Source organism: Pseudomonas sp. LM13, assembly GCF_041381355.1.
Lineage (GTDB): Bacteria > Pseudomonadota > Gammaproteobacteria > Pseudomonadales > Pseudomonadaceae > Stutzerimonas > Stutzerimonas frequens.
This window is the reverse complement of sequence record NZ_JACBXH010000001.1, coordinates 332,291-356,399: the sequence shown is the minus strand read 5'-3', so window position 1 is coordinate 356,399 and position 24,109 is coordinate 332,291. Positions and strand designations below refer to the sequence as shown.

Annotated in this window: 23 protein-coding genes; 13 read left to right on the top strand and 10 right to left on the bottom strand. The window is 60.1% G+C overall.

What is annotated here, in order from left to right:
* Positions 1-6: 6 nt before the first annotated feature.
* From rfbA to HZR81_RS01645, 7 genes are all read left to right on the top strand, one after another.
* Entirely contained in the window at positions 7-888 is an 882-nt protein-coding gene (rfbA, locus tag HZR81_RS01675; protein ID WP_500127152.1) for a glucose-1-phosphate thymidylyltransferase RfbA, read from the top strand.
* Positions 888-1,433, top strand: a complete 546-nt coding sequence (rfbC, locus tag HZR81_RS01670) for a dTDP-4-dehydrorhamnose 3,5-epimerase (RefSeq protein ID WP_500127151.1) — start codon at positions 888-890, stop codon at positions 1,431-1,433. The genes rfbA and rfbC overlap by 1 nt, the downstream gene beginning before the upstream one ends.
* Positions 1,433-2,251 (top strand): ABC transporter permease, encoded by an 819-nt coding sequence (locus HZR81_RS01665; RefSeq protein WP_500127150.1) that lies wholly within the window; start codon positions 1,433-1,435, stop codon positions 2,249-2,251. Before rfbC ends, HZR81_RS01665 begins: the two co-directional genes overlap by 1 nt.
* Positions 2,241-3,611, top strand: a complete 1,371-nt coding sequence (locus tag HZR81_RS01660; RefSeq protein WP_500127148.1) for an ABC transporter ATP-binding protein — start codon at positions 2,241-2,243, stop codon at positions 3,609-3,611. Before HZR81_RS01665 ends, HZR81_RS01660 begins: the two co-directional genes overlap by 11 nt.
* A gap of 5 nt (positions 3,612-3,616) precedes the next feature.
* A complete protein-coding gene (locus HZR81_RS01655; protein ID WP_500127147.1) occupies positions 3,617-6,766 on the top strand; it encodes a glycosyltransferase family protein in 3,150 nt (1,049 codons plus the stop codon).
* Positions 6,766-8,091, top strand: coding sequence for a hypothetical protein (locus tag HZR81_RS01650; RefSeq protein WP_500127146.1), 1,326 nt, complete (start codon positions 6,766-6,768; stop codon positions 8,089-8,091). Before HZR81_RS01655 ends, HZR81_RS01650 begins: the two co-directional genes overlap by 1 nt.
* A 119-nt stretch (positions 8,092-8,210) precedes the next feature.
* Positions 8,211-8,669 carry an acyltransferase family protein gene (locus HZR81_RS01645; RefSeq protein WP_500127145.1) on the top strand — a complete coding sequence of 153 codons (459 nt, stop codon included), beginning with the start codon at positions 8,211-8,213 and terminating at the stop codon, positions 8,667-8,669.
* Between the two features lie 1,043 nt (positions 8,670-9,712).
* Here HZR81_RS01645 and HZR81_RS01640 read toward each other — a convergent pair.
* The 9 genes from HZR81_RS01640 to HZR81_RS01600 are packed head-to-tail and all read right to left on the bottom strand — an operon-like array spanning position 9,713 to position 15,884.
* Positions 9,713-10,177 (bottom strand): hypothetical protein, encoded by a 465-nt coding sequence (locus HZR81_RS01640; protein WP_500127144.1) that lies wholly within the window; start codon positions 10,175-10,177, stop codon positions 9,713-9,715.
* Entirely contained in the window at positions 10,174-10,767 is a 594-nt protein-coding gene (locus HZR81_RS01635) for a GspMb/PilO family protein (RefSeq protein WP_434757705.1), read from the bottom strand. Before HZR81_RS01635 ends, HZR81_RS01640 begins: the two co-directional genes overlap by 4 nt.
* Entirely contained in the window at positions 10,764-11,645 is an 882-nt protein-coding gene (locus HZR81_RS01630; protein ID WP_500127143.1) for a hypothetical protein, read from the bottom strand. The genes HZR81_RS01635 and HZR81_RS01630 overlap by 4 nt, the downstream gene beginning before the upstream one ends.
* Positions 11,646-11,691: 46 nt before the next feature.
* A complete protein-coding gene (locus HZR81_RS01625; protein ID WP_500127142.1) occupies positions 11,692-12,795 on the bottom strand; it encodes a type II secretion system minor pseudopilin in 1,104 nt (367 codons plus the stop codon).
* A gap of 11 nt (positions 12,796-12,806) precedes the next feature.
* Complete coding sequence (locus HZR81_RS01620; protein WP_049338863.1) at positions 12,807-13,424, bottom strand: type II secretion system protein; 618 nt, start codon at positions 13,422-13,424, stop codon at positions 12,807-12,809.
* Entirely contained in the window at positions 13,414-13,851 is a 438-nt protein-coding gene (locus HZR81_RS01615; protein ID WP_500127141.1) for a type IV pilus modification PilV family protein, read from the bottom strand. The genes HZR81_RS01620 and HZR81_RS01615 overlap by 11 nt, the downstream gene beginning before the upstream one ends.
* Before the next feature lies 1 nt (position 13,852).
* Entirely contained in the window at positions 13,853-14,227 is a 375-nt protein-coding gene (locus HZR81_RS01610; protein WP_267931331.1) for a type II secretion system protein, read from the bottom strand.
* 2 nt (positions 14,228-14,229) lie between these two features.
* The gene (gene gspG, locus HZR81_RS01605) at positions 14,230-14,667 is read right to left on the bottom strand and encodes a type II secretion system major pseudopilin GspG (protein ID WP_014597861.1); all 438 of its coding nucleotides are present in this window, start codon (positions 14,665-14,667) and stop codon (positions 14,230-14,232) included.
* A 14-nt stretch (positions 14,668-14,681) separates the two neighbouring features.
* Positions 14,682-15,884, bottom strand: a complete 1,203-nt coding sequence (locus HZR81_RS01600) for a type II secretion system F family protein (RefSeq protein ID WP_500127140.1) — start codon at positions 15,882-15,884, stop codon at positions 14,682-14,684.
* A 218-nt stretch (positions 15,885-16,102) separates the two neighbouring features.
* Between HZR81_RS01600 and HZR81_RS01595 the strand changes: the two genes are divergently transcribed.
* The 6 genes from HZR81_RS01595 (at position 16,103) to HZR81_RS01570 (ending at position 23,332) form a co-directional block, all read left to right on the top strand.
* On the top strand, positions 16,103-17,761 hold the full coding sequence (locus HZR81_RS01595; protein WP_500127138.1) for a GspE/PulE family protein: 1,659 nt from the start codon (positions 16,103-16,105) through the stop codon (positions 17,759-17,761).
* On the top strand, positions 17,758-18,363 hold the full coding sequence (cysC, locus tag HZR81_RS01590; protein WP_014597858.1) for an adenylyl-sulfate kinase: 606 nt from the start codon (positions 17,758-17,760) through the stop codon (positions 18,361-18,363). Before HZR81_RS01595 ends, cysC begins: the two co-directional genes overlap by 4 nt.
* Positions 18,364-18,411: 48 nt before the next feature.
* Positions 18,412-19,200, top strand: coding sequence for a sulfite exporter TauE/SafE family protein (locus tag HZR81_RS01585; protein ID WP_014597857.1), 789 nt, complete (start codon positions 18,412-18,414; stop codon positions 19,198-19,200).
* A gap of 72 nt (positions 19,201-19,272) precedes the next feature.
* The gene (locus tag HZR81_RS01580) at positions 19,273-20,238 is read left to right on the top strand and encodes a UDP-glucose 4-epimerase family protein (RefSeq protein WP_500127137.1); all 966 of its coding nucleotides are present in this window, start codon (positions 19,273-19,275) and stop codon (positions 20,236-20,238) included.
* On the top strand, positions 20,235-21,260 hold the full coding sequence (locus HZR81_RS01575; protein WP_500127136.1) for an MraY family glycosyltransferase: 1,026 nt from the start codon (positions 20,235-20,237) through the stop codon (positions 21,258-21,260). The genes HZR81_RS01580 and HZR81_RS01575 overlap by 4 nt, the downstream gene beginning before the upstream one ends.
* Positions 21,261-21,343: 83 nt before the next feature.
* A complete protein-coding gene (locus HZR81_RS01570; RefSeq protein WP_500127135.1) occupies positions 21,344-23,332 on the top strand; it encodes a polysaccharide biosynthesis protein in 1,989 nt (662 codons plus the stop codon).
* Between the two features lie 6 nt (positions 23,333-23,338).
* Here HZR81_RS01570 and HZR81_RS01565 read toward each other — a convergent pair whose 3' ends face one another.
* On the bottom strand, positions 23,339-24,076 hold the full coding sequence (locus HZR81_RS01565; protein WP_267931327.1) for an RsiV family protein: 738 nt from the start codon (positions 24,074-24,076) through the stop codon (positions 23,339-23,341).
* Positions 24,077-24,109: the final 33 nt, after the last annotated feature.

Below are 24,109 nucleotides of genomic sequence, written 5' to 3'. Positions count from 1 at the left end.
CGAAACATGAAACGCAAGGGCATCATCCTCGCTGGCGGCTCCGGCACTCGTTTGCATCCGGCCACTTTGGCCATTTCGAAGCAGTTGTTGCCAGTATTCGACAAGCCGATGATCTACTACCCGCTGAGTACGCTGATGTTGGCTGGCATCAGCGAAATTCTGATCATCTCAACGCCACAGGACACGCCGCGCTTCCAACAGCTGCTGGGCGATGGCCAGCAGTGGGGCCTCAATCTTTCGTATGCCGTGCAGGCGTCACCGGATGGACTCGCGCAGGCTTTCATCATTGGTGAAGCTTTCATCGGCAACGACGCCTGCGCTCTGGTGCTGGGCGACAATATTTTTCACGGCCATGACTTTGCCGAGCTATTGCATAGCGCCCATGAGCGCGAGCAGGGCGCCAGCGTCTTTGCCTATCACGTACATGACCCGGAGCGCTACGGCGTCGTCGAGTTCGATGATCAGGCGCGGGCAGTCAGCCTCGAAGAAAAACCGCAGAAGCCCAAGTCCAGCTACGCGGTGACCGGGCTGTATTTCTATGACAGCCAGGTAGTCGAGATCGCCAAAGGCATCAAACCCTCGGCGCGCGGCGAGCTGGAAATCACCGACGTGAACCGGGCCTATCTGGAACAGGGCACGCTTAGCGTAGAGATCATGGGGCGCGGCTATGCCTGGCTCGATACCGGTACGCACGAATCCCTACTTGAGGCTGGACAGTTCATCGAAACGCTGGAACGACGTCAGGGGCTCAAAGTCGCTTGTCCCGAAGAGATCGCCTACCGCAACCAATGGATCGACGCGCAGCAGCTCGAACGACTCGCCGAGCCGCTGTCAAAGAACGGCTATGGCAAATATCTCAAGCGGTTGCTTACGGAGCGGGTGTATTGATGAAGGCGATTCCCCAGGCAATACCTGAGGTACTTCTGCTGGAACCGCGTGTGTTCGGGGACGAGCGGGGTTTTTTCTACGAGAGCTTCAACCACCGCCAGTTCGAGGAGGCGGTGGGTCGGTCCGTCTCCTTTGTTCAGGACAACCACTCCCGCTCGGTGAAAAACGTGCTGCGCGGGCTGCATTACCAGGTACAACAGCCCCAGGGCAAGCTTGTGCGTGTCGTCCAAGGCGAAGTATTCGATGTGGCCGTGGATATCCGCCGCAGCTCACCGACTTTTGGTAAGTGGGTCGGCGTCATTCTCAGCGTTGAAAACAAGCGCCAGCTTTGGGTGCCGGAAGGCTTTGCCCACGGATTCGTCGTGCTTTCGGAAACTGCGGAATTTCTTTACAAAACGACGGGTTACTACGCACCCGAGCATGAGCGCTGTATAGCCTGGAACGACGCGGACCTGGCGATTGGCTGGCCCGTCGAGCAAGCACCTTCCCTGTCCGGCAAAGACTCTCAAGGGCTTAGTCTGACTCAAGCCGAGGTATTTGGTTGATGCAACGTTTCTCCCCGTCACCCAGGCGAATGTTTACTAGTGCCTGGCAACACCGGGCATTGGTCGCGACCATGACCAAGCGGGAAGTGGTCGGCCGCTACCGTGGCTCTTTTCTCGGGATGTTCTGGTCGCTGTTTAACCCAATCCTGATGCTGGTGATCTATACCTTCGTGTTCAGTGTAGTGTTCAAGGCACGCTGGTCTGCAGGAAGTGATTCGAAGACCGAGTTCGCGTTGATGCTGTTTGCCGGGCTGATGATCTTCAACCTGTTCGCCGAATGTATCAACCGTGCGCCTGCGCTGATCATTAGTAACGTTAACTACGTCAAGAAGGTAGTGTTCCCCTTGGAGATATTGCCATGGGTAGCATTGGGGTCGGCTTTATTCCATTTCCTGGTCAGTCTTGTCGTCTGGCTGGTAGCCTGCCTCGTCCTGTTCGGGCAATTGCAGGCGACCGCATTGCTGCTGCCTCTGATCATGCTGCCGCTGGCCCTGTTCGTGCTCGGGGTTGTCTGGTTTCTCGCTTCGCTGGGGGTTTATCTTCGTGACGTGAGCCAGATTGTTGGTGTCCTCACGTCGATGTTGATGTTCCTCTCACCAATTTTTTATCCAATCAGTGCGCTTCCCGAGGAATATCGAGGCCTGCTTGAAGCCAACCCACTGACACCGGCAGTGGAAGGGGCTCGCGCCGTCCTGTTCCTTGGACAGCAGCCGGACTGGCTCGCCTGGAGTGGTTACTGCGTGGGGGCCGCCGTCATCTGCTGGGCGGGCTTCGCCTGGTTTCAGAAAACACGCATGGGGTTCGCTGATGTCCTCTAGTGCCGCCATCGTCGTATCCGGCCTTAGCAAGTGCTTCCATATCTATGACACGCCACGTGATCGGCTGTTGCAGATGCTGTTTCGCGGGCGCCGAAAATATTTTCGTGAATTCTGGGCGTTGCGAGACATTTCCTTTTCCGTCGGGGTGGGAGAGACGATAGGTGTCGTCGGGCGTAACGGCAGCGGCAAGTCGACCTTGCTGCAGATGATCTGCGGCACGCTCAACCCAACGGGTGGCGAAATGCAGACATCGGGACGCATTGCCGCCCTGCTGGAGTTGGGGTCGGGTTTCAATCCTGAGTTTAGCGGGCGCGAAAATGTCTATATGAACGCCGCCGTACTGGGCCTGAGCAGGGCCGAAACCGAAGCGCGCTTTGCCGATATCGAGGCTTTTGCGGAAATCGGCGAGTTCATCGATCAGCCCGTCAAGACGTACTCCAGTGGCATGATGGTGCGCCTGGCCTTTGCAGTATCGATCAACGTCGATGCCAACATCTTGATCATCGATGAAGCTCTTGCCGTGGGAGACGAAGTATTTCAGCGCAAATGCTATGGCCGCATCGAGTCGCTCAAAAAACGGGGCGTAACCATCCTCTTCGTGTCGCATTCCGCCAGCGCGGTAATTGAATTCTGTGATCGTGCATTGCTCATCGACAATGGTGAACTCCTACTGAACGATACCCCGAAGCGCGTCATCAGCGCCTACCAAAGGCTGATTTACGCACCAGATGACAAACGTAAAGCGCTAAGGGCAGCGTTGGCCGGGCCGGGTGGGCTTTCAGATGCGATCATCGCCTCTGAAGAAGGTGAGTCTGCCGAGGCCCGGGAGTTGTCAGTTAACGATGACAGCGAGCTTTTTGACCCGCACCTGAAACCCAGCAGCACTGTTTCCTATGAGTCGCACGGCGCGTTCATCGAAGCGCCTGCAATCTACACGCTGGACGGCAAACGGGCCAACTGCCTGGTGCGTGGTCGCAGCTACCTGTATCGATACCGCGTTCGCTTCGACAGGGGTGCCAGCAACGTTCGATTTGGCATGATGATCAAGACCATGTCCGGTTACGAGTTAGGCGGTGCGGCGTCCGCCGCTGGTGGCAACGGGATTCTTCATGTTTCTGCTGGCGAAGTGCTAGACGTGAGTTTTCGCTTTGCTTGCTCACTTAATACGGGAACGTATTTCCTCAACGCAGGCGTTACCGGCGCGAGTGCCGAGCAGGAGACGTTCCTGCATCGGGTCCTTGATGCCTGCCTGTTCAAGGTGTTGCCCAGCGAGAGCGACAGCGCCACGGGATCTATCTATTTTCACTGCACGGCCAGCCACTCCAGCGCCGTTGCCCTTGCTGCGACTACGACCTTATGAACTCAATGAGCCCGAAACGAATCATCGTCGTCCTTGGAATGCATCGCAGCGGGACCAGCGCGGTTACCCGTGCTCTGGTAGCCGTCGGGGCAAATGTTGGTGACAATCTGCTACCCGCAGGCGCCGACAACCCTAAAGGTTTTTGGGAAGACAAAGACTTCGTTCTTTTGAACGAGCGCATTCTGGGCGTGCTGGGCGCAGCCTACGATTCGCTGCAATTGCTGCCGGCAGGCTTTGAGAACGACCCCCGGCTTGCCGAGCTGTTCCTTGAAGCGGCTCTGCTGCTGCGTGGCAAGCTGGCCACAAGCGATCTGTTCGCATTGAAAGATCCAAGAACCTGCCGTTTGCTGCCGTTCTGGCAGCGGGTTTTTGATCATCTGCAACTGCACGTCGCCTATGTGATCGCAGTTCGAAACCCATTGAGCGTCGCCCAGTCATTGAGGCGCCGTAACCATTTCCCCGAGCGGAAATCGTATTGGTTGTGGCTGCAACACTACGCACTGGCGGTAGCGGGTACCGGGGACGCGACGCGTCTGTTCGTGGACTACGACGCCTTGCTCGCCCGACCCGAGCGCGAGCTGGAACGCTTTGCCGCTGAGCTCGATCTGGCCGGCAATGAGGCGGCTCTGGATGAATACATGAACACGTTCCTGAGCCGTGATCTGCGCCATGCGAACTACGAGGCGAGGGATCTCGCGCTGTCGCCTCTGGTCCCCGATGCGGTCAGGCAGGCGTATACCCTGCTATATGCCGCTTGCGAGAATGATGGCGCGAACAATGCATCGAGCTTTGCTGAATCCTGGTCGGCAGTTGTGGCCCAGCTGGAGCAGCAGCGGCCCATGCTGGATTTTCTGCATGAATACGATCAGCTTTGTAAAGCCCTGGAGCTGGAAAAGACCGCTGCCGAGCAAGATCAGCAACGCCTCGGCGCCTTTTTGCAAAGCGAGACCGACCGGCTGAACGCTTCGCTGGTCGAGGCCGATGCGGAGCACCGGCGCCTGCTCGCAGAGCTGGACGGCGCCGAAAAGGAACGGCAGCGTCTGAACAGTCTGCTCACCGAGGCTGACGCCGAAAATCGGCGCGTTTCTTCCGAACTCGCGGGTGTAAATGATGCTTCCGCGCTCGAGCGGAACCGTTTGGATGGCTTGCTTGCGGTAGCGGATGCCGAAGTTCAGCGCTTACAGAATACCCTTGGACTCACTGAGCAGCGGCTGTCGGCGGCGACGGAAAGCCATCAGCAGGCTGTCGCCATGAACGACCAGAGAATACTGGAGCTGGAGTTGTGTCATGACGAGCTTCATCGTGTTCGTAATCAGCTTGATCGGATTCTGAATTCCCGCTCACTGCGTCTCACAGCACCGCTGCGCGGTGGGGCATCCGCCGCCCGTAAACTCTATGACCGAGGCGGTCGGGTCTTGCGCTACATAGCGGGTAACCCGCGCAGCATCCCCAACGCCCTGGTGCATTTCAGGGTCCACGGTATTCGCGGTGGTATACGCAGGTTGCGCGAGGTCGCCAGTCCTACGGCGGTTCCTGTTCTGCCGGTACGCAATGCTGTGCGCTTTGACCTCAAGGCAGGCAGCGAAGCGGTCATCCTGACCACTCAGCATTGCCTGTTCGTGGCTGAGCTCATCGCTCGGCAATTATCGCGGATAGGCGTCAGGTCCCAGATTGTCTTCGAGAAACCCACACAGGGTTTTGTCCAGGCACCGCATTTCGTCATCTGCCCGCAGATGTTCGCCGAGCTACCCGAACTCTATGTAGCGTTCCAGATGGAGCAGACCGTCAGTTCGCGATGGCTGACCGAGCGCTATATGTCGATGCTGGAGCACTCGTTCGCCGTTTTCGAGTATTCCCAGCTGAACCTGGGTTATTTCACCAGCAATGGGTTGAGCTATCGGCAGATGTACTTCATGCCGATCGGCTATCTAGGTGATTATCCGGCCAAGCGACCAATGCGTGCTCCTGAGAAGGAGTACGACGTGCTTTTTTATGGCGATGCCACCAACGAGCGGCGCAAGGCGTTCATCGCGCAGATCGAGCAAAAATACCGGGTGAAAGTCATCGGCAATCTCTTCGGCGAGGCGCTCTATGAAGAGCTGCGCAAGGCCAAGGTGCTGATCAACATTCATTATTATGAAGGGGCACTGCTCGAAACCACGCGCATCTATGAGTCCCTCTCGCTGGATTGCCTGATCGTGTCGGAAAGCAGCGTCGACATTGATGAGCATCAAAACCTGGCAGACATCGTCGATTTTGTTGATATTGGCGATGCCGATGCCATGGTTGAGCGTCTGGATTACTGGTTGGCCGACGCACAGCGCCGCGAAGACAAGGTGCAGCACAACCGGCAGTTGCTTCAGCATCAGCCGAATTGGTTCGAGTATTTCTTCCAGCGCTTTTTGCTGGCGACAGAAAATATCGATTTCGACACGTTTTACCGCCTGGCTGGGCACAACATCCAGTTCAAGGGCGACTTCGTCTGTCTCGGCCTTCCCGAGTCGGTGGAGCGGCGTAAGGACTTCATGGCCGACAACCGTTACGGTATCGAATATTTTCCGGGGCTACGCCATGAGCTCGGCTGGGTGGGCTGCGGCATGAGCTACAAATTCATCATGCGCAAAGCAAAAGAGCTGCGTTTGCCGCATATCACCGTCTGCGAAGACGACGTCGAGTTTCTGGACGGCTGGGAGGCCAAATACCAGACCGTTCTGGGCCACCTCGTGGAGAACGCCGGTGTCTGGGATGTGTTTTCAGGATTTATCGCCGACCTGCATGCCGATACGAAGGTACTGGAGATGACCGAGGTCGACAACCTGGAGATTGTCCATATCGACCATATGGTCAGCGCCGTATTGAACGTATACAACGCAGGTTTCTACGATGCCATCCTTCGCTGGGACGAGACCAACCACGACGTCCACGTCAACGCCATCGACCGTTACATGGAGAACCAGGAGCACATTCGCGTCTTCACCGTGCATCCATTTCTGATTGGGCACAAGGAAGAGCAGCATTCGACGCTCTGGGGGTTTCAGAACTCGCGCTATAACGCGCTCATTGAGCAAAGCACGCATAAGCTCGGCGAGCGCATCGAAAAATACAAAAGCGGCCAAGCCGGCGGTGTAGCTCAAGCGGCGGAGACATTAGAGTAATGAGTCTGTACAGAAAGTCCCAAGGATGCGTAATTGCTGCTTTATTGGCGCTATCGACCGGAGCGTCATCGCTGGCGCAGGCTGAGGTCGGTTTCTTTTCACCGCAAGGGGTGTTTGAGGAATTTTCCGACAAGGTCGACTTCGCCATGGTCAATGCGTACTCGATCGAGCAGGTTGAATCCAGCCTCATCGAAGCACAACGCACTCATATCAAACTGTTCATAGACCTGGGGCCGCAGTTCAGACATCCGGCACCTATCGCTGAGGTGGGCCGCATCTATATCGCCAGCGACGGCACGGAAAAGCAGAAGCTATTTCCGGCGCGGGCCGACAACAAGGTCTGGGCTGACAGCAGCGAAGGCATCGTGCTTGATCGCATCAAGCCATTCCTTGATCTGGCCAAGCGTTATGGCGATACGATCGATACTCTTTTTCTGATCGACGAACCTTACCTGAACGGCGTATCCAAGCAGGCTTACGAGCGTCTGACATCTGCTGTCCGCAGTGAGCTTTCGGTGCGTGGCCTGGATTCGGTGAAGATTGGTGTGATTTTCGCGGGCGCGATGTTTAACCGTGATTTCGCAAAACAATTCGAACAGCAGGCTGCCCGATACGTAGAGGCAATCGACCAAGAGTACAGTACCATTGCCGGGCAGTCCGCCACGCCTGCTCAGCAAGAGTGGATCGACATCATCACGACCAAACGGCTTACCACGTATGACCTGGCCGGAAATATGTATACAGAGGGTGGGGTGCCTGACGGGGTCGATGTCGTCTCTTTCGACTATTACGTTTCCACGCTACTGCTAGATAGCCTTCATGAGCATTCGCTCGCCTGGTTTGCCAGCCGTTTCCCGAAGTCCAGTTGCGAGCGTTTTACAGGCAAGCCTGTCAGCGAGGTCCGGCATGAGCTCAGCTTCTTCAAGGATGGGCCTGTGCTCGAAGGACGTAAGTGGATCAAGCATGACCGAGACATGCTGAATGCAATTTATCAGTGCAGGATGAACGGCGCGCTAGCATTGCTGCGTACTGAGCTTGAAAAAACAGAGGCTGACGAAGAAATTATGCTTATCGGCGAATCCAGTAACAACGGTTTGCTGGAATTCGACGCGCGAGCCGTGCCCGAGCAGGGGCAGCCGGCAAAACTGGTGGAACTCAGGGTGAGGGATGAGGTAATCCGCGCCAAGCAGTTGCTGGCAGAGGAGCATGACATCGACAGGCTGATGTTTTTTACTTATCAGGATGAATATGACCACACCATCAAACTTCAGATTGGTGGCGCGTCCGGTATGGCATCGGTCCTCGAGGCAATTTACAAGGATTGATGGCGCACCAGGCAAAACATAGCTGATCGGACAGCGGTTTAGCCGCCCCTGTTTTAAGCCGATCGTATTGATGGGGCACCGGTTTCCAGCTTAGTTCTTTTCCAAGAGTTCATATCGTCATGGGTGCACCTGTTTCAAGAGCCAACAACTTCGACTTCCTGAGGCTGGTTGCCGCCATTCTCGTGTTGTTCAGCCACTGCTATCCGTTAATTGGACGGCCCGCAGGGGAGCCGTTCGTGTTTCTCAGCGGGTATGAAACCGGTGGCGGGCTGGCTGTTTCCGTGTTTTTCGTGATCAGCGGGTATTTGATTACAGCTTCATACCTGAACAGCAAGGGCACCTTCGACTTCATGATCAAGCGCGTCATGCGAATCTTCCCGGCTTTGATCGTTGCCGTGCTGCTGAGCATTCTACTCGGCGCCTTTCTGACGCCCCTGGCAGCGGCTGATTACTTTACTCATCCGCAAACTTTGGCCTATCTGAACAATATCTGGCTGAACGTGCAGTACCACCTGCCGCTCGTGTTTGCTGAAAACGTTTACCCGCACGCAGCTCCACCCAGTGGCGTGCGGTGTTGAGGATCGCTGGGTCAGCGGCAAACACGATCAGTCGTTGCAATTCCTTGAGCTTGAGAACGGTAACCCCGCCCATGGGAGGGGTGTCGGAAACGTCATAGCCTTCTGCCTGGAGTATTTTTATAAGAGCATTGCCGAGAGCATCCGCGTCTGAATAGACAGGGCTGATGGCCATGCTATGGCTGCCCTTGAGTGCTGGCTGATCGAAGAGCTCGATGGCCTGGCTGGCTTGGCGAATCAAATCGATAGGGCCGCGCAGCATCACGGAGTTGCGGATAGCGTCGCTGCTGATCTGCAGGCTGCTGCCGGTGAACATGTCTTTCAGCCAAAGCATCATGGAGTCGCTGCGTACCACACGCATGGGTACCTGCTGGAACACGGGGCGATGCGACATGGGGACGTCGGGCAGCGCACTGCCGCTGACCAATAACGGCAGAACGTCATTCGCCGTGTTGTCGGCGACCTGGAAATACAGCACGCCCTCGCGCTCGGTGACGGCCACCCCGTAATCGGCGAGCACGAAGCGGGCGGTGGCGAAGAGGTCTGCCGGCGGCTGAGGTTCGCTCAGGCGCAGGGATACGAGATCGGTCTTGGCCTGCAGTGCGGGGGCGACGCTGAAGGACAGGCCCAGGCGGTTGCCGAACACTTCGTTGATGAAGGCGGGCAGTGGAAAATTGTTCAGGTTCAGGCTGATGGCCGGGCCGCTGAGGTCCTGGCCCAGGGCATCGGCGCTGGCCTCGACATAGGTCGGGCCGCTGCGCACCTGGCCGGGCGTGGTCTGAAAGCGCTGCGCCTTGAGCGTCTGTTCGTCACGCACCGAGCCCTGCTGCAGGTTGGCATCGTAGGCTTCCTGCTGCTGCGGCGGGCGAATCGGCTCGGGCAGTGGCGTGGGACTGGGATCAATGGCGCAGCCGCTCAGCATTACGGCGAGCGAGAGCAAGCTGAGAGGAAAGCGCGAGAGGCGGCAGCGGAGCTGGCCGGGCTGAGTGTTGGAGGTCATGTAGATTCTCGTAATGTCGGCGGCCCCGGTATGTTCCAGGGTTGTTCTATTCTGCGGCGGGCTCGGGATAGAGCGGCAACTCGCCAGTACCGCCTTCGTCATCCCGCCAGAGCAGGGACGTCGGCTTCAATTCGCTTACGCGGCGTTGTTCATCCAGCCGGTCACCGGGTCTGAGCGTGACGATATTCTGCTGCGGGTCCTGCACCAGGGCGCTGAGACTGCTGCCCTGGCGAATCACGCCGATCAGCTTCCAGTCATGCTGTGTCGCCCCACGCTGGCTATCGGCTGACGCCGCGTCCCCTTCAGTGCTGTTGGTCGGCTTTTTGCCCGGCCAATAGTTAGCAAGGTTTTCCGGGAGTTCGGCGCGTGGCGTCTCGCTGGCGGCCTCAGGCCAAGCCCAGCCTTCTTCGGTATCCTGTATGGCGCTGGGCGACGGCTGTGGCCAGAGGTAGCCGATCAGTGGCAGGCCGAGCACCAGTGTCAGTGCAGCCAGGATCAGTCGCGCATTCATTCCGCGCTGCTCCATGGGCGGTACCAGGCGGTGCCGATTAACGAGAACACCAGGTGGCTGTCGCGTTGTGCCTGCACGTTCAGGTTGTCGATGCGATAGGTGGGTTTGCCGGTTTCCATGGCGGCGATCAGGGCGTAGAGCTGTTCACCCTGTGCATTGCCCGCCAGGCGCAGTTGTAGCGGAATCAGCCCGGTTGCGGCGTCGGCCTTGCCCGCGGTCGATACTTCGATGCGAATCTGTTCGAGGTTCTGTTCGGCGAGCAGCGCCTGGGCGCTGGCCTGTATGTCGGCGCGGGCAAAGGCTTCACTGTCGGCGCTGCCGAAATGGCGCTCGGCCTGCTTGTCGAGCTGCGCGCGCGCCTGATCCAGACGCTCGACCCATTCGTCCTGCCCGGCCAACTGGCTGGCATCAAGCAGCTGTTCCTGCAGATCGCCGATGGCCTGCTGCTGCTCGCTGCGCGCATCGACCAACAACAGGTTCAGGTAGAGCAGCAGGATCAGCGGTATCGCCAGCACGCCAAGGCGCAGCCGCGGATTCGCCTCGAGCTGGTCGCGCGCCGTTGCCAGTTCACGTTGCAGCCAGGCGTTCATTGTTCGCCTCCTTGGGCGAAGGGCACCGCCTGCAGGGTGACCATGCCGTTGCGGGGTTCCGGCTGTACCTGGACGCTGTCGACCATGGTGGTTTCATCCAGGCGGCGAACGTAGTCGCGCGGGTCAGGGCTGGGGTCGAGGAGGAATATCTGCAGCCGACCGGGCTGGTAGTCGTAACGCTGCCAAAGGGATGCGCTGGACGGTAGTGCCTCGCCGACGCGGGCGATGAGCTCGCTCTGGCTATGGGTGAACAGCGCCTGCCGGGTGAGCCAGCGGTCGCGGCTTTGCAGCGCACGCCTGCGTGCTTGCGCCTGAAGCTGGCTACCCTCCTCGAGTTCGGCCAGTTGGGCGGTGAGCTGTTCCTGGCTGCGGCTCAGGTCCAGCCAGGCGCCGATCTGAATCAGCAAGGCGGCAAGCAATGCTGTGGCAACGCTCGCCATCCCCAGGTTCTGCAAGAGCTGGCGATCGGCGGCCTGCAGCGGGCTGCGTTGCGACAGGTCGAGCTCATGGGTCGGCAGCTCAGTCGTGTGGTGGGCGGCCCAGCGGCTGTCGTCCAGCTGGCCATCGCGCCAACGTTGCCATTCGAGGCCCTTGATGCCGGCCACCAGGCGCTCACCATCCAGGAGCGGGCTGTTCAGGCTGAGCGCGGAATCCGGTAGGACGCTGTAGCGCGCCGCTTGTGGCAGACGCTCGAGCAGGGCCGCCTGATCCCAGATCCATACCTGTGCGCGCCCGGCTTGCCAGTTGGCGTAGTGGCCAGGATTGGCGAAGGGGGAAAGGAGCAGTAGTTGCTGCCGTAGCGCCTGGGCTCGCTTGCTGGCCGGTATCTTGCTGAAGTCCAGCTTGAAGAACAGGCTTAATTCCCGCGACAGCAGCACGCGCGGCCTAACGCCAGCGTAGGGGCGTTGCCGTATGTCGTGGCGGTCAACCGTCCATTGCTGACTCGAGCAGCGGCGGGAAAGCCACTGGCTGAGGCGTGCGGCAAGGCTGCTCCTGGTCGAGCGAGAAGAGATAGTCAATGTCCCACGGGGTCGATCTTGAGGTGGGCGTGGATGATAGCCCAAGCCATATCAGCTGTCTGCAAGCGGTCATGACCGTCCATAGCTTAATCCTCAGATAGGGTGAGGCCTGGCTGGGGGCTGCCAAGGGGTCCAGCGGGATGATGCGGCCGATGCGCTGGTTGGCATCGGAGAGGTCGCTGTAGGGCTTGTTCCGTCGTTCCTGAACGATGGCCTCGGCGAGGCTGTCGTCGATGCCAGCAATGGTCTGCAGTACCGCTGCTGGCGCGGTATTGAGGTTATGCAATTGGCCGCTGCGCGTAGTGGCAAAAGGCAGTATCGCTAGCAACTCATCATGCAGGGTGGTGCCATCGAGCAGATTGAACACTTGGCCTGGGCTGATCATCAGGCGCTGGGGCGGAGGCTCCAGCCCTTGATTGATGTAGTCGCTGGAGGTGGCACCATTGAGTCTTCGCAGGTCGTCCTGATCGGTGTAGTCCTGCAGCTGATCGAGAAAACGCTCGGCCTGCTGTGGGCTGAGGCCATGCTGCCGGAACAGTTGGGTCCAGCGTTCACGATCCGGGTCAAGCAGGCTGAGCAGCGGGCCCTCGTCCTGCAGGGCAAAGATGGCGGCGCCGATGCCGGCGTATGGCCGGTCGTCCACGAAGAGGTGCGGGTGCTGCGAAATGTCGACATCCGGCAGGGAGCGGCTGAAGGGGTCGTAGCTTGCGGCGGCGGGCGGCGGTGGGCGAAGGAGAAAGGCATTCTGCAGCAGGGGACGAGTGGCGACGACATGCAGCAACGTGGCGAGGGTTGCATCCTGGTCAAGGCGCTCCTGCAGCCGGCTGCGCAGCTGAAAGGTCTGCTCGAGCCGCTGTTCCGCATAGCCGGAGATGAATGCCGCAACCAGCGAAAGAACCATCAGCAGGCCAAGCACGGCGATGAGTGCGAAGCCCTTTGCGGTCGCCGGTGCGGACAGGGGGAGGCACGATGCGCCGGGCTGCGAAACGGCTGGCTTGCATTGGGGCATGGCTGGGCTCATCAGAAATCGCGATAGTCGAGGCGCGGATAGGTGCGTCCTGGCAGATTGGCATACCAGCGAAGCGGCAAGCCTTCGCTGGACGTTATCTCCAGGGCCACCGCCCCCGGTATGCTGCCATCGGACGGGGGCTGCAGGGTGCTGGCGGAAGGCGGCCAGCGATCGGCGGCCGAACCATTCGGTGCCCGGTAGATGAAGCGCCCACGGGTGCCGGCGGGCCAGCGATAGATTACCCAATCGACGCCGTTGGGCTGGTGATAGGAAAGCTGGAGTTCGCCATTCTGCATTTCGCTTAGCTTCCAGCTGAAAAAGCTGACCTGCCCGTTAGCGCCTCTCAGCGGTCGGTGGGTCACGCCGCCGAGTTGTCGCGCATCCCCGCTGAAATGACGAGGGGCGTCGAGTTCTGCCTGGGTGCCGGACAGGGTTTCGGAGAACCAGCGATAGCCCAGCTCGAGCGGCATGCCTTCACTCTGGCGTCGCTGTACCCGTTCGTAGGTGCCCAGTGCGGTCCCGAAGCCCTGCATCAGCAGGCTGGTTACCAGGGCGAGAATGGTCATCACGACCAGCAGTTCGAGCAGGGTCATTCCGCGCTGCAAGCGGTGCGGCAGGTCAAAGCCCATCGTTAGGGTCCGGCAGGCCGGGCTTGAGCCGGTAATTGACGATTCGTGTCTGCAGCGACGGCAGTGACCGATCTGGCGTGTGCGCGGTCAGGCTGACTTGAAAAAGCGAAAGCAGGAAGTTGCTGCCGCCGTAGGCGGCGGGCCTGGATACGTCGAGCTCGATGGGTTTTGCTGTCCAGTCGACAGTGACGCGTCCGGATTGGAAGGTTCCCTCCGGGCGCTGGGCCAGGTCGACTGTTTTGAGGTATTGACTCGCGCTGGCGATGGCGGGGCCCGCCTCTACGTAGAGTTCGGCGCGCTGCAGCTGCACCAGGCTGCCGTTGATCCAGGCGAACAGCGCCATGCAGCTGCCCGCCAGGATGACCAGCGCGACTATCGCCTCGAGCAGGGAAAACCCCTGCTGTGCCCCGATTCGTGCAGGTGCCATCTCATGAGCGCCATTGGCAAAGCGGCGGCTGGAGGTCGGCTACGGCCTGCCTGGTGTCGTTCTGCCAAACCTCGATGTCGCCGCCCAGGCAAACGCCGTTGCTCTGGTAGATGACCGGGCTGCGGGCGCTGATGCGCCAGCCGTCCGGAAGTTCAAGCGGTGCGCCGCTGGCGTCGATGCGCATGGCTGAACCGTTGCGCATGGCCAGCAGTGGCAGGCCGTTGACCTTCTGGCGGGCCTCCTGTAGCTGGTTCTTCTGGGCCAGCCTGTCGCCGAGAGCGACAAAGCGAGGCGCGACGACGCCGGCAATCAGGCCGATAAGGGTTATCACCACCAGAAGCTCGAGCAGGGTGAAACCGCGCTGCGGCAGTCGCATGGCTATTTTTCCAGGTAGCCCACATCCGCATCCAGTCCGTCACCTCCCGGCTTGCCATCCGCACCAAGTGAATAAAGTGCGAAGCCCTGCAGGTTGTCGACCGGGCTCTTGTATACGTAGGCGTTGCTCCAGGGGTCTTTGGGAAGTTCGTCTTCCAGATAAGGACCTTGCCAGTTCGAAACATCCGATGGCTTGTGCATGAGTGCCGCCAGGCCCTGCTCGGTGCTGGGATAGGAGCCTACGTCGAGCCGGTAGGTCTGCAGCGAGCCGCGCAGCATCTTGACTTGGGTATCGGCTGTCTTGACCTTGGATTTGTCGACGTTGGAGAACAGGCGAGGCCCGACCAGTCCGGCCAGCATGCCGAGGATGACCAGTACGACCAGAAGTTCGATCAGGGTGAAGCCGCGGTTGCGGGATCTGGATAGGGAGGACTGCTTCATAGGGGTTCCGTGTGCTAGATGGCCATGTCGTTGACGCTGGTGATTGCCAGGATGATGCCGAGGATGATAACGCCGATGACCGAGCCGATCAGCAGGATGGCTACGGGCTCGATAAGCGCCATAAGCTTCTTCATTCGGTTCTTGCTGTTCTCTTCGTAGAGATTGGCAAGCGATGCAAGCATTTCTGCAGCTCGTCCGGTTCGTTCGCCTACTTTGACGAGGTTGATTCCGGTGCGGTTGAGCGTGTGTGTTTCCTCCAGCGCGCAGGAAACGCTCTTACCAGCCCGCACTTGGCGGATCACCTCCTGCATCGCGGCGCGCCTGCGCGGTATGCGCATCGCTGCCGTCGACAGGCTCAGTGCGGCGAGCAGCTCTACCTTGCAGGCCAGCATCGCGGACAGGGTATAGGACCAGCTTGCCATGTCGGTTTCGGTCAGCCAGCTACCGATGACGGGTAGCCGTGTCACCCAGTTCATCAGGAGCCTCCGAATCGCGGGCTGCCGAAGGGCGGCCATACCCGAGGCCACGGCGGCGATCACGCAGCCAAGCAATATTTCCCAGTTGGCGTTGAACCAGGTGCCGCTGCTCAACACGGCGGTGGCCAGCCAGGGCATCTCCGTGGCGTTGTTCTTGTCCAGCATGCCGCTGAACTTGGGTACCACGACCACAAACATCAGCAGCACAGCGGCAATCCCGGCAAGAACAAGGATGATGGGGTAGGTCAGTGCGTTGCGCAGCTCGTTCGCCGTTCGTTCGTCGTATTCCATTTTTTCCTGGGCGCGCTTGAGCGCTCCGGCAAGGTCGCCGGTCAGTTCGCCGGCTCGCACCAGGTGCAGGAGGTAGTCGGGCAAGGGCAGCCCGCTCGCCGCCAGTGCGGCAGAGAAGGACTCTCCGTGCTGCAGCGCGCGCGCGATACCGACGAAGGCGTGGTCGATTCGCTCGTGGTGCCCTGCGTCGGTCATCGCCTCGATCGACTCTGCGATCGAGACTTCTGATTCGATCAGACGTGTCAGTTCGTGCAACGCCTGGACGATGTGCTGGCGAGCCAGCGGGCGGGCGAACAGCCCAGGAGTCTTCCTGCTTTCCTGGGGCTTGAGTTCGATCGGGGTGATCGCCTTGCGCTGCAGTTCGCGCAAGGCTTCGACCTTGCTGGCTGCTTCAAGCAGGCCGCTCTGGCGCTCACCTTGCGCATCGAACCCGTCGTAGGCGAATTTCATCGTGACGAAACCTGTTGTCGGCTGGAGCAGGCAAGGCGCGCATTGTAGGGATTAATTTGCTCGTTGTCGGCCTGGTCAGTCCATTCTTCACCGCCGACCGTCCGTAATCGTCGTCCCCGCTTCGTGCGCTTTTGTGTGAAACCGGTGGCTTGGCGGCTAGAATGCGCCATCTGTGAAATTTGATCGTCCGCATCACGCTGACGATTCCAGGAGTTGCGATGAGGTTGGGGGAGCGTCTGGTCCTTGCGGGCATGGTCAGCGAAGATGACGTGCAGCGTGCGCTGAGTCTGCAGCGGCAGGCAGGCGGCCGGCTGGGCTCGATTCTGATCCGTATGGGGGCTTTGTCCGAGGATGCGCTGCTCGGCGCGCTGGTCGAGCAGTCGGGGTTGTCATTGTTGTCGGCAGATGAGATGCCGGCAGCTGGCGACGCCTATGCCTTCATGGCGCAGCTTCCGGTGCGCCTGGAATGGTTGCTCGATAACGATATCGTGCTGTGGAGCGTAAACAATCAGGTCCAGATGGTCGCGCGGGACCCTGCCGATTCGCGGGTCATCGATCTGATCGCCTATCTGTTTCCGGAGTGCTTGCCGAGGCAGTATCTGGGGCGGGCCCAGGACATCGACGGGTTGATCGGTCAGATCCGGCGCGAGAGTGCGGTGTCCGATCTTTTCCGAGACGATAGCCAGACGCTTAAGAGCCTCATCGAGGAGGCTCCGGTTGTCGAGCTGGTAAATAATCTGCTTGCCCAAGCGGTGGATTCCGGCGCATCGGACATTCACGTGGAGCCAGAAGAAACGCGCTTCACTGTGCGCATGCGGGTGGATGGTGTTCTGCATACGCGCATGGTTCAACCGTTCGAGCGGTATCCGGCGGTCGGTTCGCGTATTAAGTTGATCGCCGGGCTGGACATCGCGGAAAAGCGTTTGCCGCAGGACGGACGTATCACGCTCCGGTTGAGCGGCAAGGACATGGATATCCGGGTTTCGACGGCACCTGGCGTGTTCGGTGAGTCGATTGTGATGCGCTTGCTGCCGAAGAACCGAGAGGAGCTATCGCTTGGCGGGCTCGGGTTCGAGCCCGATCATTTGCAGATGTTGAAGCAGTGGCTGGGCTTTCCCAATGGCATCGTGTTGGTGACCGGTCCCACCGGGTCGGGCAAGTCGACGACGCTCTACGCCGCACTAGGGGAGATGCGTGATGGGAGCAACAAGATCATTACGGTCGAAGACCCGGTGGAATACCAGGTCCCTGGGGTGACGCAAATTCAGGCTCATGCGGAAATCGGTTACACGTTCGCCCGGGCGTTGCGCGCGATCCTGCGGCAGGACCCGGATACGATCATGATCGGCGAGATACGTGATCTGGATACCGCGCAAATCGCCATCCAGTCGGCGCTCACCGGCCATCTGGTGTTGTCGACGCTGCATACGAACGATGCTGCGTCAGCGTTCACGCGTCTGGTGGACATGGGGCTGGAGCCTTTCCTCGTGGCCGCTTCGGTTCGTGGCGTTCAGGCCCAGCGACTCGTGCGCAAACTCTGCGAGCACTGCGCAGAGCCGGACGATGCGCCTGTGCTTCCCAGCGAGGTCGCGATGTTGGTCGGGCACGGCCTCTGGAAGCGCGCTGTCGGGTGTCCGCGTTGCCATAACACTGGCTATCGAGGGCGAATGGGGATTTATGAGCTGATTCCGCTGACCGGTGCGCTGCAGCAATTGGTCAATCGCCAGGCGCCGCTGCAAGAAATGAAGGCGCTGATTCGCAAACAAGGTCATCGTGGCTTGCTGGAGGATGGCCTGATCAAGGCTAGCCGAGGGCTGACCAGCATTGAAGAGGTCATGCGTGTGGCCTTCGTCGAGCCGGATATGGAGCCAGTATGAAGAGCGGGAGTACGGACGTCGTCATGCAGCGGATGGATGTAAGTGCAGCCACCCGTGCGCGGTTGAAGGGGCAGAGGCCCGTCGCCATCTGGCTCACCGGGTTGAGCGCGGCCGGAAAATCCACCATTGCAAATGCGCTCGAGGTGGCGCTGGCCGAACGCGGCCGGCATACCTATCTGCTCGATGGGGATAATGTGCGCCTGGGATTATGCCGGGATCTGGGCTTCACTGACGAAGACCGGGTAGAGAACATACGTCGCATTGCCGAACTGGGGCGCCTGTTCGTCGATGCAGGTCTCATTGTCATAACGGCGTTCATCTCGCCATTCCGGGCTGATCGAGCGTTGGCACGGGGGATCATCGGAGAGGACTCCTTCATTGAGGTCTTCATTGATACGCCATTGGCCGAGTGCGAGCGTCGCGATCCCAAGGGGTTGTATGGGAAAGCGCGCGCGGGGCTTATCAAGAATTTCACCGGTATCGATTCCGTCTACGAGCCGCCATTGAACCCGGAAATCAGAGTCGGGACCTTGGAGCAGAGCCTTCCTGAGGTCGTTAACCAGATTCTGGCGTATCTGGACAAGCGCTCCTCCGTCAGTTGAGCCGAAAAAAGGATGGAGCCGCAGGTATACGGCCTGGGGTAAGTGTTCATGCTTGATCCATTGATCGTGGCGGGGTTTGGTGTTGGTGCGCTGGTCGGCCTGACTGGTGTAGGCGGTGGTGCGCTGATGACGCCGGTGCTGGTGCTGCTTTTCGGCTATGCCCCAGGCGTCGCCGTTGCGACCGACCTGCTGTTCGCTGCGGTAACAAAGACCTGCGGGGTTGCTGTTCATTACCGCGCAGACACGATAGATACCCTTGTGCTGCGGCGTCTGCTGCTCGGTAGCCTGCCGGCGGCGCTACTGGTTGGCATCGGCCTGGCGTACTGCGGGGATGGGACGGCCGGTGCCTTGGACCCGCTGATGCGTGACACCCTGGCTTGGCTGCTTCTGCTGTCTGCAGTGGGGATATTCTGTCGCAAATGGCTCCATCGGCTGGGCAGCCTTCTGCGTACAGAGCGAGCTGAGCAATTCAAGCGCTGGCAAGAAGGTCTCACCGTTGCGGCGGGTGCATTCATTGGCGTATGCGTGAGCTTGACATCTGTTGGTGCCGGGGCTCTGGGGGCCGTTGTCTTGCTCTATCTGTATCCCTTTCGCTTGCAGGGCGTTCGGCTAGTGGCCACGGATCTGGCGCATGCCATACCACTGGCTCTGGTCGCTGCGGGAGTACATTGGTTCATCGGAACAATCGACTGGGTACTTCTGGGAATACTGCTTACCGGGTCGATCCCAGGCGTACTGATCGGGGTCTGGCTGAGTCGGCGGTTGGCGCTTCAGTGGTTGAACTTGGCGATTGGCTGCCTGCTTATCGTGAGCGGTCTCAAGCTGCTGGCTGGCTGACATGCATCGCTTGTGCGCGTTCTGTTTCTCGCATCACCTGATTCAGGTGCCAACAAACGTACCGAGGCTTGTTTGAAAAGATACATTCTCGTCACCGGCGGCACAGGCTTTGTTGGCAATGCCCTTCTACAGCGTCTCGTCAAACGCCCGGGGAGCCGCATTCTGGCATGGGTGCGGCGCCCGGATAAGGTGTTGCCCGCCGGTGTCGTCCCGGTGGTTGCATCATTCAATCGTATCTTTGCCGTCGGTTCGCTGACGGGGCGCGTGGATACCGTGGTGCATTGCGCGGCGCGGGTGCATGTGATGAACGAGACAGCCTCGGATCCGCTTTCCGAGTTTCGCAAGGTCAATGTCGAGCTGACGCTCGATCTCGCGCGTGCCGCTATCGCAGCAGGTGCAACGCGGTTCATTTTCCTTAGTACGATCAAGGTTCACGGGGAATGCAGTGGCGCTGGAGCGCCCTTCACTGCGTGTGATATACCTCGCCCCGCTGACCCCTATGCCCTTTCCAAGCTTGAAGCGGAAGAGCAATTGCGCGCTCTGGCGAGTGAAACCGGCCTCGAGTTGGTCGTCATTCGGGTACCTCTGGTCTACGGACCTAGCGTGAAGGGAAATTTCCGCAGCATGATGCGTTGGCTCGTTGCCGGGGTGCCGCTGCCCTTGGGCGGTCTGAACAACAGACGCAGTCTGGTGGCTCTGGATAATCTGGTCGACTTGATTTATGTGTGCATCGATCATCCGGCTGCGGCAAACCGGACGCTGCTGGTCAGCGATTGTGAAGACCTTTCCACTAGCGAGCTTTTGCAGCGTCTGGCCGGGGCGCTGGGGCGGCGCGCAAGATTGCTGTCGATCCCGGAGAGATGGATCGCAAAGGCTGCGCGGCTCTTCGGGCAAGAGCATGTTTATCAGCGTCTGGTGGGAAACCTGCAGGTTGACGCGAGCGAGACCTGCGAGTTGCTCGGCTGGGCTCCCCCACTACGGGTGGATGAGGCCTTGGCGCAGACAGCCCAGCATTATCTGGACCAGGTGCGCTCATGATGCTCTGGCTGATCCTGCCGCTTGCCTTCATTGCGTCCTTCGCCCTCACGGCGGTGCTGCGGGCCTACGCGTTGCAACGCAGCCTGATTGATGTGCCGAACGCGCGAAGCTCCCACTCGGTACCGACGCCTCGGGGCGGTGGCGTAGCGATTGTCTTGGTGGTGGCTGTGCTGCTGTCCATTCTGGCCGGTTCCGGGCTAGCGGATATGTCGTTGGCCTGGGCAGTGCTGGGTGCGGGATCAGCGGTCGCGGTGCTGGGCTTCGCCGACGATCATGGTCACATCGCTGCGCGCTGGCGCTTGCTGGGTCACTTTATGGCGGCGGCCTGGGCGCTGTTCTGGCTGGGGGGGCTGCCGCCCGTGCAGCTTTTTGGTTCTACGCTGGAACTTGGCTGGTTGGGTCATCTGCTGGCGCTGGTATTCATCGTATGGCTGCTCAATCTCTACAACTTCATGGATGGCATCGATGGGATCGCCAGCATCGAGGCGATTTGCGTGTGCGCAGGAGCGTTGCTCTGTTATGCCGTGGTCGGGGCGGTAGGCAAGGCCCTGGGCTACGTCGAATGGCTGCTGATCGCCGCCGTGGTGGGTTTTGCCTGCTGGAATTTTCCACGGGCACGTATTTTCATGGGGGATGCCGGGAGCGGATTTCTGGGCATTGTGATCGGCATTCTTGTGCTGCAGGCCAGCTGGCAGCACCCGCAGCTGCTCTGGAGCTGGCTAATTTTGCTCGGCGTGTTCATCGTCGACGCAACGTTCACCCTGTTCCGTCGTCTTTTGCGGGGCGAGGCTGCCTATCAGGCTCATCGCAGCCACGCGTATCAGGCTGCGGCGCGTCGCTTTGGCCGCCATGCGCCGGTGACGGTTGTGGTTGGACTGATCAATCTGGGTTGGCTTCTGCCCTGGGCGATGGGAGTGGCCTTGGGCGGAGTTGACGGTGCGACGGCCATGCTGATTGCCTATGTGCCATTGTTGTGCCTCTGCATATGGTTTGACGCCGGTGCGGCTGAAACGGGCGGATGATGGCGTAGTTTTGCGTTGCGAGTGACGATTTGCATGTTGCACGGTGTTGGGGCGAATGACATTGACGTACGAGAATGAAATGAATGTTGCGTGATCGCCTACTGGGCCTGCCCCGACGGTACAAGCGACTGCTGCAGGTCCTGGCCGATGTCGTTCTGGTATGGATCTCGTTGTGGCTGGCGTTCGTGGTGCGGCTGGGCTCGTTCGACGAGATCGAGCCGCTTGGGGGGCATACCTGGTTGTTCGCGCTTGCCCCGGTGCTGGCTATTCCGCTGTTCATCCGCATCGGCATGTACCGAGCGGTGATGCGCTATCTCGGCAATGATGCGCTGATCACCATTGCCAAGGCGGTGACGTTTTCTTCGCTGCTGCTGGCGCTGGCGATCTATTGGTATCGCGATGCGCCAGCGCTGGTGCCGCGTTCGCTGGTGTTCAACTACTGGTGGATCAGCCTGATGCTGCTCGGCGGGCTGCGCCTGTTGTTGCGACAGTACGTGCTGGGCGACTGGTACGCCGGCATGCTGGCCGTCCCGTTCGGACGTGACGACGGCCTGACGCGTGTAGCCATCTACGGCGCAGGCGCGGCCGGCAATCAGCTGGCGGCGGCATTGCGAATGGGCCGTGCCATGCGTCCTGCTGCCTTCATCGACGACGATGGCGACTTGGCCAATCGGGTCATCGCCGGGCTCAAGGTGTACAAGCCCAGGCATATCGATCAGATGATCTGCGACACCGGGGCGAGCGAAGTATTGCTGGCGATTCCCTCCGCCAGCCGGGCGCGGCGTCGGGAGATCCTTGCCGATCTGGAACGATACCCGCTGCACGTCCGGTCGGTACCCGGGTTCATGGACCTCGCAAGCGGCCGGGTGAAGGTGGAAGATCTCCAGGAGGTCGATATCGCCGACCTGCTTGGGCGTGACAGCGTCGCCCCGGACGAGAGGCTGCTGGCACACTGCATACAGGGCAAGGTCGTGCTGGTCACTGGCGCGGGGGGCTCGATCGGCTCCGAGCTCAGTCGCCAGATCCTGCGGCTGTCGCCTACGGTGCTGCTTCTGCTCGACCACAGTGAATACAACCTGTACGCCATCCACGCCGAGCTCGAGCAGCAGGTCAGTGAGCGGGCGCTTCAGCTGGAGCTGATCCCCATCCTGGGCTCGGTCGGCAATGCCGATCGGCTGCTCGACGTGATGCGCACCTGGGGCGTCGATAGCGTCTATCACGCTGCGGCCTACAAGCATGTGCCAATGGTCGAGCACAACATCGCCGAAGGCGTGATGAACAACGTGATCGGCACGCTCAACTGTGCGCAGGCGGCGATTCAGGCGGGTGTTGCGCACTTCGTATTAATTTCGACCGACAAGGCGGTGCGCCCGACGAATGTCATGGGAAGCACCAAGCGCCTCGCGGAAATGGCCCTGCAGGCCCTGAGCAGGGAAACGGCGCCGGTGCTGTACGGGCAGGCGGGGGTCAACCATGTGAACCGGACACGCTTCACCATGGTCAGGTTCGGCAATGTGCTGGGGTCGTCCGGCTCGGTGATACCGCTGTTTCGCGAACAGATTCGCCGGGGCGGGCCTGTCACTGTGACCCATCCGAAGATCACCCGTTATTTCATGACCATCCCCGAGGCTGCCCAGCTGGTGCTGCAGGCAGGCTCAATGGGGCAGGGCGGGGACGTGTTCGTGCTTGACATGGGCTCTCCGGTGCAGATCGTCGAGCTTGCCGAGAAGATGATCCACCTGTCGGGATTGTCCGTGCGCTGCGAAAGCAATCCTGCCGGCGACATCGCCATACAGTTCACCGGCCTGCGGCCGGGCGAGAAGCTTTACGAGGAATTGCTGATCGGCGACAACGTCACTCCGACCCAGCATCCGATGATCATGTCGGCGAACGAAGCCTGCCTGCCATGGGCCGAGTTCTGCGATGTGCTGGACAGGCTCCTGCAGGGGCTGGACCGTGATGACTTCGAGCAGGTCAGGCTGGTCATGCGTGCCACGGTCGATGGCTACTCGCCACGCGAGGAGATCGTCGACTGGATCCACCGGCAGCGGGGACGGATGCCGCTGGCCTAGGCTCGATCAGAGATATTCCGCCTTCAGGATGCCTTCGAGCTGCTCATGCGGGATGAACAGCTCCGGGTGGCCGCTGGAGTAGGGCGCGATGCTGTACACGTCGTACTTGAGCAACACGCTGTCTTTCAGCAGTGCAATATTCGGCGTCTGCTGGAAGGGCCAGAAGTCGACGAACTCGGCGTCCTGATCGTGTTCGTTCTCCACCAGCCAACGCTGGTGCGCCTGGCGTGCGACGCGCCAGAAGTTACCTTCCTGCCCCGGAACCAACAGGTCCTCCAGGCGCAGCTCGCGGTTCTGCTCGCGATCGTAGTTGATGAAGCCGCGTCCGGGCATGCCGTGGGCGCCACCGACATACAGGTAGCTGGAGAACTCGACCACCAGGATGTCGCCGTGCTGCTCGCGCAGCTTGGCCTGCAGGTAGCTGCTCCAGCCCGGCTCGGCGGTGCTCAGAAAGCGCTGCTGGTAATCCTCTAGCGACGCGGGCAGACGGTCATCCGGGCCGTTGATGGTCATCCGCCGCAGCCGTGCATCGATCAGGCGGTCGAGTACAGGTTCGTCGGCAAAGGTCAGGGTATCGATGTTCACCAGTGGGCAGCTGTCGCCCTCGCAGCCTTGGGGGCGATGCTCGGTGACGATTTGACGGACTTCGACGGGGCGTTCGGCGACCAGGTGCTGGCAGCCGCCGAGCAGCAGGAAAAGGCAGCCCAGCAGGATGAGGTGGCGGATGGATGCGATTGAATACATGGTTGGTCCAGGGATGACAGTGCGCTTTCGATC

Coding starts and splice junctions, on each gene's coding strand:
- rfbA (WP_500127152.1), top strand. CDS start 7: ATGAAACGCAAGGGCATCATCCTCGCTGGCGGCTCCGGCACTCGTTTG.
- rfbC (WP_500127151.1), top strand. CDS start 888: ATGAAGGCGATTCCCCAGGCAATACCTGAGGTACTTCTGCTGGAACCG.
- HZR81_RS01665 (WP_500127150.1), top strand. CDS start 1,433: ATGCAACGTTTCTCCCCGTCACCCAGGCGAATGTTTACTAGTGCCTGG.
- HZR81_RS01660 (WP_500127148.1), top strand. CDS start 2,241: ATGTCCTCTAGTGCCGCCATCGTCGTATCCGGCCTTAGCAAGTGCTTC.
- HZR81_RS01655 (WP_500127147.1), top strand. CDS start 3,617: ATGAGCCCGAAACGAATCATCGTCGTCCTTGGAATGCATCGCAGCGGG.
- HZR81_RS01650 (WP_500127146.1), top strand. CDS start 6,766: ATGAGTCTGTACAGAAAGTCCCAAGGATGCGTAATTGCTGCTTTATTG.
- HZR81_RS01645 (WP_500127145.1), top strand. CDS start 8,211: ATGGGTGCACCTGTTTCAAGAGCCAACAACTTCGACTTCCTGAGGCTG.
- HZR81_RS01640 (WP_500127144.1), bottom strand. CDS start 10,177: ATGAATGCGCGACTGATCCTGGCTGCACTGACACTGGTGCTCGGCCTG.
- HZR81_RS01635 (WP_434757705.1), bottom strand. CDS start 10,767: ATGAACGCCTGGCTGCAACGTGAACTGGCAACGGCGCGCGACCAGCTC.
- HZR81_RS01625 (WP_500127142.1), bottom strand. CDS start 12,795: ATGCCCCAATGCAAGCCAGCCGTTTCGCAGCCCGGCGCATCGTGCCTC.
- HZR81_RS01620 (WP_049338863.1), bottom strand. CDS start 13,424: ATGGGCTTTGACCTGCCGCACCGCTTGCAGCGCGGAATGACCCTGCTC.
- HZR81_RS01615 (WP_500127141.1), bottom strand. CDS start 13,851: ATGGCACCTGCACGAATCGGGGCACAGCAGGGGTTTTCCCTGCTCGAG.
- HZR81_RS01610 (WP_267931331.1), bottom strand. CDS start 14,227: ATGCGACTGCCGCAGCGCGGTTTCACCCTGCTCGAGCTTCTGGTGGTG.
- gspG (WP_014597861.1), bottom strand. CDS start 14,667: ATGAAGCAGTCCTCCCTATCCAGATCCCGCAACCGCGGCTTCACCCTG.
- HZR81_RS01600 (WP_500127140.1), bottom strand. CDS start 15,884: ATGAAATTCGCCTACGACGGGTTCGATGCGCAAGGTGAGCGCCAGAGC.
- HZR81_RS01595 (WP_500127138.1), top strand. CDS start 16,103: ATGAGGTTGGGGGAGCGTCTGGTCCTTGCGGGCATGGTCAGCGAAGAT.
- cysC (WP_014597858.1), top strand. CDS start 17,758: ATGAAGAGCGGGAGTACGGACGTCGTCATGCAGCGGATGGATGTAAGT.
- HZR81_RS01585 (WP_014597857.1), top strand. CDS start 18,412: ATGCTTGATCCATTGATCGTGGCGGGGTTTGGTGTTGGTGCGCTGGTC.
- HZR81_RS01575 (WP_500127136.1), top strand. CDS start 20,235: ATGATGCTCTGGCTGATCCTGCCGCTTGCCTTCATTGCGTCCTTCGCC.
- HZR81_RS01570 (WP_500127135.1), top strand. CDS start 21,344: ATGTTGCGTGATCGCCTACTGGGCCTGCCCCGACGGTACAAGCGACTG.
- HZR81_RS01565 (WP_267931327.1), bottom strand. CDS start 24,076: ATGTATTCAATCGCATCCATCCGCCACCTCATCCTGCTGGGCTGCCTT.